The sequence below is a fragment of the Kitasatospora sp. NPDC057542 genome (assembly GCF_042801945.1).
GTDB lineage: Bacteria > Actinomycetota > Actinomycetes > Streptomycetales > Streptomycetaceae > Kitasatospora.
Genome location: NZ_JBHVFE010000364.1, coordinates 1 through 9,320, shown reverse-complemented (window position 1 = coordinate 9,320; position 9,320 = coordinate 1). Strand labels below are relative to the sequence as shown.

Genomic DNA, 9,320 nt, shown 5'->3' with positions numbered 1-9,320 from the left:
CTGCCGATCGGCAGGGTGGCGACGGGACACGGCGGTGGAGACCTGCCCCACCGCCACCGTGAGGCCCCGCAACCGGGCCGCGCGGATCGGCCTCTCACCCGATCGGCCGGTGGCAGCCGGTTCGGCGCGCGCCCCCAGCCGAAGGTCGCCGCAGGGCATCGCCGGGCCCCGGACCCTAGGGTCTGTGGTGCGTCGAAGAACCGAGCGCCGGGCGCGCACGCAGTCCTGTCGCGGGCCGGGGCGGCCGGCAGGCCCGAGACCGCGCCCCGAGGTGCCCGGCCGACCCGAGAGGTGGTCCCACCCCATGCACACCGTCGTCCGCGGCGCCGGAGCAATCGGCCTGACCGTCCTGCTGCTCACCGCCGCCACCGGCTGCCAGGGTGACGGCTCCTTCGCCGCCGAGCCCGAGCAGGCCCCCCCGGCCATCGGGACCGCCACCGGACTGGCCGCCCAGCAGCTGGACTGGCACGCCTGCGCCGCCCCCACCAACGCCCAGGGCAACGGCACCGCGCCCGCCGCCGACTGGCAGTGCGCCACCCTCAAGGTCCCGCTGGACCACAGCAAACCGGACGGCACGACGATCGGCCTCGCGCTGATCCGCAGCCGGGCCAAGGACGAGCAGCACCGGATCGGCTCGCTGCTGTTCAACTTCGGCGGCCCCGGCGCCTCGGGTGTGGCCACCCTGCCCGCCCTCGGCGCGACCTACGCCTCCCTCAACTCCCGCTACGACCTGGTGAGTTTCGACCCCCGCGGGGTCGGCGCCAGCGCCGGGGTGACGTGCCTGGACGACCGGGCGATGGACGAGTCCACCGCCGCCGACAGCACTCCCGACACCCCCGGCGCGGTAAAGGCCCTGGACGAGGGCAACGCCCGTTTCGTCGCCGCCTGCGAGCACAACTCCGGTGCGGTGCTGCCGTACGTGGACACCGAGAGCGCCGCGCGGGACATGGACCTCATGCGGCAGGTGCTCGGCGACCGGAAGCTGTCCTACTTCGGCATCAGCTACGGCACCCAGCTCGGCGGCGTCTACGCGCACCTGTTCCCGCAGCACGTCGGCCGGATGGTGCTGGACTCGGTGGTCGACCCGACCAAGGACCCTCAGCAGTCCGCGCTCGGTCAGGCCCAGGGCTTCCAACTCGCCCTCGGCGACTTCATGAAGGCCTGCGCCGCCCAGGCCGGGGCCGCCTGCCCGACCGGCGCGGGCGGCGACGAGGGCACCGCGAAGGTCGTCGCACTGGTGCAGAAGCTGGCGCAGTCGCCGCTCCCCACCAGCCAGGGGCGGCAGCTCACCGAGAACCTGGCGGTCACCGGCATCGCGGGTGCCCTGTACAGCACGGAGACCTGGCCCGCGCTGGCCGCCGGGCTGACCGAGGCGACGGAGCAGGGGACCGGCGACACGCTGCTCCGGCTCGCCGACGCGTTGAACGGGCGCGACGCCCAGGGGCACTACACCAACCTGAACGCCGCGAACCGGGCGATCAGCTGTGTGGACGCCCGGCAGCGCTACTCCGACCAGGACGTGCAACAGCAGCTGCCGCAGTTCCGCGCCGCCTCGCCGGTGTTCGGGCCCTACACCGCCTGGGGCCTGACCGGCTGCACCGGCTGGCCCGTCCCCGGCAAGGCCGCCCGTCCGGAGGTCTCCGCGCCGGGCGCCGCCCCGATCCTGGTGGTCGGCACCACCGGCGACCCGGCCACCCCGGTGGAGGGCGCCCGCGCGATGGCGCAGCAGCTCGGCGCGGGCGTCGGCGTCGCCGTCACCTTGCAGGGCGAGGGGCACGGCGGCTACAACACCGGCAACCCGTGCCTGAAGCAGATCGTGGACGCCTACCTGCTGGACGGCACGGTGCCGGCGAACGGGAAGACGTGCAGTTGAGCGGCCGGCCGGGCGTAGAAGTGGCCCGCAGGGTCGGTCGACGATTGGCCCTGGAGAGTGGGCCACCCGGGGCCTAGCCTCTCCGGTGTGACAAACGATGCGACGAACAGCGCGCCCCACCAGCACCTCGACAACGGCCACCGGGCCGCCACCGACACCACCAAGGTCGACTTCTACTTCGACCCCGTCTGCCCGTTCGCCTGGATAACCTCCCGATGGATCCTGGAGGTCGAGCGGCAGCGCGAACTCGACCTGGACTTCCGGGTGATGAGCCTGTCCGTCCTCAACGAGGGCCGCACCGACCTGCCCGAGCGCTACCAGCGCCTGCTGACCACCGGCTGGGGCCCCGTGCGAGTCTGCACCGCCGCCGCCGAGCAGCACGGCCCGCAGGTGCTGCGCGCGCTGTACACCGAGCTCGGCACCCGGCTGCACGACCAGGACCGGCCCGCCGACGACGCCGTCATCCGCGAGGCGCTGGTGGCGGCGGGCCTGCCGGAGGAGCTGGCCGGGGCGGCGAACGGCACCGAGTACGACGAGGCGCTGCGCAAGAGCCATCACGAGGGCATGGACCCGGTCGGCGAGGAGGTCGGAACACCGACCATCCACGTGGACGGCGTCGCCTTCTTCGGCCCGGTGCTGAGCGCCATCCCGCGCGGTGAGGACGCCGTACGGGTCTTCGACGGTGTGCGGCTGCTGGCCGGGTACCCGAAGTTCTTCGAGCTCAAGCGGACCCGGACGGGCGGCCTCGACTTCTCCTGAGCGGCCGGGGGCGCGAGGACGTGCGGCTCTGACCGGCGGCCGAAGGGGCGGTAGCGGGGAGGGTTGACGGAGCGGTCGAGCGGTGGGGCCGCAGCTGCGGCCGGCCGCCGACCCACGCCGGGCGAGCCGCACCGAGCGGACCGTCGAGCGGTGCAGTTTTGCCCCGGTTGGACCGGTATCGTCCCGTTCGGCCTCCCGTCCGGGCGCGGAGCGTCCGACCATGGAGGGGCGGAGGCTGTTCGGTCCCCCGAGAGGCGGTGGGCGTGGATGATCGCACGAATCCGGCTGCGCGCTGCCCGCCACCCCACGACCCCGCCGGGCCCCGGCGCCGGACCGGGTGCCGGACCGGGGCAGGGCCGGGGCCAACCGCGAGGACCGGGCCAGGGTCCGGGGCCAGGCCCCGGCGGCCCGGCCAAGCCCCCGCCGCCCTCGTGGCGCCGCTGGCTGCTGCCCTTCGCCGTGCTGGCGACGCTGTTCCTGCTGGTGCTCTTCTCCAATCCCGGCAAGCCCGGTACCCGCTACGGCTACACCGACTTCCTGAACCGGGTCAACGCCGGCCAGGTGCAGACCGTGGACGTCAGCGACACCGGCGGGGTGAGCGGCACGCTCAAGGACGGCACCCACTTCACCAGCCAGATCCCCACCGTTCTGGGCACCTCCGAACTCAGCGGCGCGCTCTCCGGCCACCACGTGACCATCACCGGCAGCCGGACCAGCGGCGGCGGCTCGATCTGGTCCACCCTGCTGCTCTTCCTGCCGCTGCTGATCTTCGGCGCGCTCTTCCTCTGGTCCGGCCGGATGGCCGCCCGGTCGCTGGGTGGCGGCCTGAGCGCCATCGGGCGGTCCCGGGCGAAGATCATCGAGGCCGAGCGGCCGGCCACCGGATTCGCCGACGTGGCCGGGTACGAGGGGGTGAAGCAGGAGGTCAGCGAGGTGGTCGACTTCCTGCGCAGTCCGGAGCGGTACGCCGCCGCCGGGGCCAAGGGGCCACGCGGGGTGATCATGGTCGGGCCGCCCGGCACCGGCAAGACCCTGCTCGCCCGGGCGGTCGCCGGCGAGGCCTCGGTGCCCTTCCTCTCGGTGACCGGATCCGGCTTCGTCGAGATGTTCGTCGGCGTCGGCGCCTCCCGGGTCCGTGACCTCTTCGACGAGGCCCGCAAGCGCGCGCCGTCGATCATCTTCATCGACGAGATCGACGCCGTCGGCGGCCGCCGCGCGGGTGGCACCCGGATCGGCGGCAACGACGAGCGCGAGCAGACCCTGAACCAGCTGCTCGCCGAGATGGACGGCTTCGACCAGAGCACCGGCATCGTCGTCATCGCCGCCACCAACCGCCCGGACGCCCTCGACCCCGCCCTGCTACGCCCCGGCCGCTTCGACCGGCAGGTCACCGTCCCGCTGCCCAACCAGGCCGAGCGGGCCGCCATCCTCGCCGTGCACGCCCGCGGCAAGACCCTGGCCCCGGACGTCGACCTCGGACGGCTCGCCCGCGGCACCCCCGGCTTCTCCGGCGCCGACCTCGCCAACCTGGTCAACGAGGCCGCCATCAACGCTGTGCGCGCCGACCGGGCCACCCTCACCGCCGACGACCTCGACGCCGCCCGCGACCGGGTGCTGCTCGGCCGGCGGGAGTCCTCCAACGCGCTGCTGCCCGAGGAGCGGCACGCCGTCGCGGTGCACGAGTCCGGACACGCGCTGGTGGCCGCGCTGTGCGAGCACGCGGACCCGGTCGCCAAGGTGACCATCCTCCCGGCCGGCGTCGCCCTCGGCGCCACCGAACAGCTGCCCGAGGCCGAGCGGCACCTGTACAGCGAGGGCTACCTGACCGACCTGCTCACCGTCCAGCTCGGCGGCCGGGCAGCGGAGCTGGTGGTCTTCCGAGAGGGCTCCACGGGCGCCGCCAACGACCTCGCCAACGCCACCTCGGTCGCCACCCGGATGGTCCGCGAGTTCGGCCTCTCCCCGGAACTCGGCCCGGTCGGCTACTCCAGCGGCACCCCGCACTACCTCGGCGACAACCCCGAGGACCTGCTGCGCCGCCCGTACTCCGAACAGACCCAGCACGCCGTGGACGAGGCGGTGGCCCGCCTGCTGCGCCGGGCCGAACGGCGGTCCGTCGACCTGCTCACCGAGCACCGGCACCACCTGGACGAGCTGGCGGCGCTGCTGGTCGCCCAGGAGACGGTGGACGGCCGGGTGGTGCTCGACATCCTGTCGCACCCGGCGCCGGGCCCTGATCAGCCGGGCCCGGGCCGGCCGGTCCGGCTGACGAAGCCGGAGGCACGGGCGAGGCCGGAGGCGCAGGCGGGACCGGAGAGGCAGGCGGGGCCGGAGGCACAGGGAGGGACGGACGGGACGGGGGCACCGTCGGGACCGGCGGAACCGGGGGAGGACCCCCGCCCGTGAAGGCCGCGACCCCGGTGGTCGTATCCTCGTGACCGCGTCTCGTACCCACCGTCCCGAGGAGTCGGAATGACCGAGCCCCTGCCTGCCGACGTCCAGCGGGAGATCGCCCGTGCCCTCGGGGTCGCGCCCGTGCCCGACCCCGCGAAGGAGGCCGAGCGCCGGGTGGACTTCCTGGCCGAGCAGGTGCGGGCCACCGGCGCGCGCAGCCTGGTGCTGGGCATCAGCGGAGGCGTCGACTCCACCACCGCCGGGCGGCTCTGCCAGCTCGCCGTCGAACGGCTGCGGGCCGAGGGCCACCAGGTGACCTTCACCGCGATGCGGCTGCCGTACGGCGTCCAGGCCGACGAGGCGGACGCCCAGCTCGCGCTCGGCTTCATCCGTGCCGACGAGGTGCTGACCGTCGACGTCAAGCCCGCCACCGACGGCGCGCTCGCCGCCCTGAAGGCCGCCGGCCTGACCTACACCGACCACGGCCACGAGGACTTCGTCGGCGGCAACGTCAAGGCCCGCCAGCGGATGGTGGTCCAGTACGCGGCCGCGGGCGCCAAGGGCGGGCTGGTCGTCGGCACCGACCACGCAGCCGAGGCCGCGGTCGGCTTCTTCACCAAGTTCGGCGACGGCGCGGCCGACGTGATGCCGCTGTCCGGCCTGACCAAGCGCCAGGTGCGGGCGATCGCCGAGGCGCTGGGCGCGCCGGCCGAGCTGGTCAAGAAGACCCCGACCGCCGACCTGGAGAACCTCGCCCCCGGCCGCCCCGACGAGGACGCCCTCGGCGTCAGCTACGACGCCCTGGACGACTTCCTGGAGGGCCTGCCGGTCAGCGAGGACGTCCACCGGACCGTCCTCGGCCACTACCGCCGCACCGAGCACAAGCGCAACCTGCCGGTCACCCCGCCCCTGGCATGACCGGCCCGGACGAGCGCGCCGCCGGAGCCGTCCTCGGATCCGCCGTGGGCGACGCCCTCGGCGCCCCCTACGAGTTCGGTCCGGCCGGCGCCTTCTCCGCCCGCTTCCCGGACACCCCCGGTGACCTGGTGGCGGGCGGCGGCTGGGAGCTGGGCGAGGCCACCGACGACACCCAGATGGCCGTCCTGGTCGCCGAATCCCTGATCGAGCGGGGCGGCCTGGACCTCCCGGACCTCTTCGACCGGTTCCGCCGCTGGGCCGCCGCCGGGCCCCCCGACATCGGCATCCAGACCGAATCGGTCCTCACCAGCGGCCTGCCCTGGGACCTCGCGGCCGCCGTCCACTTCGACACCACGCTGCGCGCCGCCGGCAACGGCGCCCTGATGCGCGCCTCGACCTCCGCCGTCGCCTTCGCCCGCGCCGGGCGGCAGGCCACCATGGACGCGGCCCGGCGCATCGCGGCACTGACCCACGGCGACCGGGCCGCCTGGGAGGGCACGGCGATCTTCCACGAGCTCGTCCGGCTCGCGCTCGACGGTGCCGACCCGCTGGCCGAACTCCCCGCCGTCCTGGCCCATGTAGCCCCCGATCATCGCGAACGCTACGCCACCGTCCTCGCCCCGGACTGGCACCCGGAGCGCGCCACCGAGGCCAACGGCGCGGTCTGGCCCTGCCTGGGCTCGGCGGTCTGGGCGCTGCGCACCACCGACGGCTTCGAGCAGGCGCTGCGCGCCGCGATCGACCTCGGCGGGGACACCGACACGGTCGCCGCCGTCACCGGCGGCCTGGCCGGGGCCCGGTACGGCCTGGCGGCGATCCCGGAGCGCTGGACCGGGCCGCTGCACGTCGAGCTGCCCGGGTTCGGCGGGCGGGTGCTCCGGATGCCCGAACTGCTCGATCTGGCGGCGAGGTTGACGGTCGGTCCGGAACCGGCATGGCCTACCAGGGAACGCGGATCTCCGGCGGGTCGATCAGAAAGTAGACGATCAGGGCCGCCGGTACCAGCAGCTGGCAGAGGAGCGGACTGAGCATCGCGCAGCGCCAGCGGCGCTGCGGGGTCGACCGATCGCCCGCGACGGCCACGCCGAGCAGCACCGTGAACCCGACGGCGCCGAGGAGCCACAGGGTCTGCACCACCGCGGCGTGATGCTCCTCGGGCGTCTGCTCCCCGGCCCACCGCCAGATCCGGGACAGCAGGAAACCGTCGATCGCCACCGTCAGCGCGGCGAACACCGTCCCGGCCTTCAGGTCCGTCGATTCCCTGCCCAGCCCTTTGATCCCCGTCCGCGCCACTGCGCCCATCCCCCGATTCCGGTCCGCCCGTGTGCCTGGTTACGGTACCGGGCGGGGGTTCGGATCCGTAGGGGCGGGAGTTGCGCGGTCGAGGTGTGTGGCCGCCGGGGCGGGAGCGAGGTGCGGTGGTGGTGGTGGTGTTCGGCGGGTGGCCGAGGATGGGTCGTGGCGGCCGGTGTGCGGTCGGCCGACGAGTGAGGGGGATGAAGTGATGACGGTGGATCGGCTCGCGGTGGTGTCCGGCGGCGGTACCGGGATCGGCAGGGCGATCGCGGCGCGGCTGGCCGGGGACGGGCACCGGGTGGTGATCCTGGGCCGCAGGCCGGCGGTGCTGGAGCAGGCCCGGGAGGAGATCGAGCGGGCTGCCGGGCCGGGGCGGGTCGTACCGGTGGCAGCCGATCTGACCGACCCGGCGGCGGTCGAGGCGGCGGCGGCCCGGATCGCCGGACTCGGTCCGGTGGACGTGCTGGTGAACAACGCGGGTGCGATCGTCACCCCGCCCGCCGACGGAAGTCTGGCCGCGCTGGCCGCTGCCTGGCGGCGGGACCTGGACGGCAACCTGCTCACCGCCGTGCTGCTGACCACCGCGCTCCAGGACGGGCTGCGCCGCCCCGGCGGCCGCCTGGTGGTGATCAGTTCGGCGGCGGCCCAGCGCGGTGGCGCGGGCCCGCACTCGGCGGGCTCGTACGCCGCCGCCAAGGCCGCGCTGCACGGCTGGGCGTTCGGCCTGGCGCGGCAGTTGGGGCCGGACGGGATCACGGTGAACGTGCTCGCGCCCGGTTACATCGAGGACACCGAGATCTTCGGGGCCGGCTGGAGCGAGGAGTTCCACGTCCGGAAGGTCGCGGACACCCTGGTCGGCCGGGCGGGCACGCCGGCCGACGTGGCCGGGGCGGTCGCCTACCTCGCCTCTCCGGCCGCCGGGTACCTGACCGGTCAGGTGATCGGGCTCAACGGCGGTGCGGTGCTGGGCCGCTGAGCCGTCGAGAGGGCCCCGCCGAGCCCGGTGGTGCGGTCCGTCAGTCCCCGTCGGCGTCGGCTTCCGGGGTCGGGGCGGAGCCGGTGCGGACGGCGAGCTTGGCCTCGGCGGTCGTCCAGTCGGTGGCGATCGCCTGCTGGGCGGCGGCCAGGGTGACCTGGCCCGTGCAGATCGCGGTGTGCAGGTGGGTCTCCACCGAGTCCTTGGGGTTGTTCGGGCCCTTGCCCGGGACGTGGCCGGGGGAGGGCGGCTGGACCCACAGGTTGCGCGGGTCGTTGGGGTCGCCGCCGAGCTGGAGGCTGATCAGGTGGTCGTACTCGGCGTCGCCCATCGGGCCGGTGTAGCCGTAGGACTTGGCGTTCTCGGCCTTCTCCTTGCCGGTGATGTTCACCGGCGGGCGGATGGTCGAGGTGTAGCCGCCCGGCTTGCAGATGGTGTTCTTGAGGTTGTCCTGGTTGACCGCCGGGCTGATCGCGCCCGGGGTGCAGTCGGGGTCGGGCAGCGGCTGCTTGTCCGCGGTGTAGCGGTAGTGGCAGCTGCCCGGCGCGGGCTGCGGCTGGACGTCGTAACTGCTCTTCGGGCCAGGGCCGGTGACGATCGCGGCGGGCGCGGGCGGGGCAGCTGCGGCGTCGCCCGCGGCCGGGGCGGAGCTGCGCCCGGCCCCCTTGGCGGTGTGGCCGCCGCCGGACGAGCAGCCTGCGGCTGCGGCGGCGAGCAGGACGGCCGCGGCTATGGCCAGGGCGCGGCGGGCGGGAGCCGGCACGGGTTCCTCCATCGGGGTGTGCGTGGGTGGTGGCCACCGGGCATGCCGGGGCCGCGCCAGCGGACACTACCGTGCGGACGGGGCCGGTGGGATGACGCCACGTCCGGGCGGGGGAAGCCTTTGCGGGGCGTGCGGAACCGTTTCCGCGACGGCGCCGGTTCGGCTGCCGGAGACCGTCACCGGCTTCGGGCCGGACACCGTCGTCCAGGCCCAGCTCGGTGCGGACGGGCGTACCCTCTGCCCGGCCGGGCTCAAGGGCGGCGACTCCGTCCTGCGGACAGTCCGGTCGGGAGGCGGACGCGGAGCGGTCCCGAACCGGCGGCCGGACGCGGAGCAGCGTC

General features: G+C 74.8%; 8 protein-coding genes. 6 read left to right on the top strand and 2 right to left on the bottom strand.

Translation table 11 applies throughout. The annotated features are described in order from the left end of the window. Positions 1 to 304 precede the first annotated feature (304 nt). The 5 genes from ACFU7Y_RS32845 (at position 305) to ACFU7Y_RS32825 (ending at position 6,972) form a co-directional block, all read left to right on the top strand. On the top strand, positions 305 to 1,873 hold the full coding sequence (locus tag ACFU7Y_RS32845; protein ID WP_263455058.1) for an alpha/beta hydrolase: 1,569 nt from the start codon (positions 305 to 307) through the stop codon (positions 1,871 to 1,873). Positions 1,874 to 2,077: 204 nt separating this feature from the next. Further along, a complete protein-coding gene (locus tag ACFU7Y_RS32840) occupies positions 2,078 to 2,632 on the top strand; it encodes a DsbA family protein (protein ID WP_224281006.1) in 555 nt (184 codons plus the stop codon). Between the two features lie 267 nt (positions 2,633 to 2,899). Further along, entirely contained in the window at positions 2,900 to 5,038 is a 2,139-nt protein-coding gene (gene ftsH, locus ACFU7Y_RS32835; protein ID WP_224281001.1) for an ATP-dependent zinc metalloprotease FtsH, read from the top strand. Between the two features lie 66 nt (positions 5,039 to 5,104). Further along, complete coding sequence (nadE, locus tag ACFU7Y_RS32830; RefSeq protein ID WP_224281000.1) at positions 5,105 to 5,944, top strand: ammonia-dependent NAD(+) synthetase; 840 nt, start codon at positions 5,105 to 5,107, stop codon at positions 5,942 to 5,944. Continuing rightward, positions 5,941 to 6,972 carry an ADP-ribosylglycohydrolase family protein gene (locus ACFU7Y_RS32825; protein ID WP_224280999.1) on the top strand — a complete coding sequence of 344 codons (1,032 nt, stop codon included), beginning with the start codon at positions 5,941 to 5,943 and terminating at the stop codon, positions 6,970 to 6,972. The genes nadE and ACFU7Y_RS32825 overlap by 4 nt, the downstream gene beginning before the upstream one ends. On the opposite strand, the gene ACFU7Y_RS32820 is transcribed toward ACFU7Y_RS32825, so the two are convergent. Continuing rightward, positions 6,884 to 7,246, bottom strand: a complete 363-nt coding sequence (locus tag ACFU7Y_RS32820) for a hypothetical protein (RefSeq protein WP_224280998.1) — start codon at positions 7,244 to 7,246, stop codon at positions 6,884 to 6,886. The two genes, ACFU7Y_RS32825 and ACFU7Y_RS32820, sit on opposite strands and share 89 nt — an antisense overlap. Positions 7,247 to 7,448: 202 nt before the next feature. Between ACFU7Y_RS32820 and ACFU7Y_RS32815 the strand changes: the two genes are divergently transcribed. Beyond that, the gene (locus tag ACFU7Y_RS32815; protein WP_263455057.1) at positions 7,449 to 8,216 is read left to right on the top strand and encodes an SDR family NAD(P)-dependent oxidoreductase; all 768 of its coding nucleotides are present in this window, start codon (positions 7,449 to 7,451) and stop codon (positions 8,214 to 8,216) included. Positions 8,217 to 8,256: 40 nt separating this feature from the next. Here ACFU7Y_RS32815 and ACFU7Y_RS32810 read toward each other — a convergent pair whose 3' ends face one another. Beyond that, positions 8,257 to 8,991, bottom strand: a complete 735-nt coding sequence (locus ACFU7Y_RS32810) for a hypothetical protein (protein ID WP_380770561.1) — start codon at positions 8,989 to 8,991, stop codon at positions 8,257 to 8,259. Positions 8,992 to 9,320 lie beyond the last annotated feature (329 nt).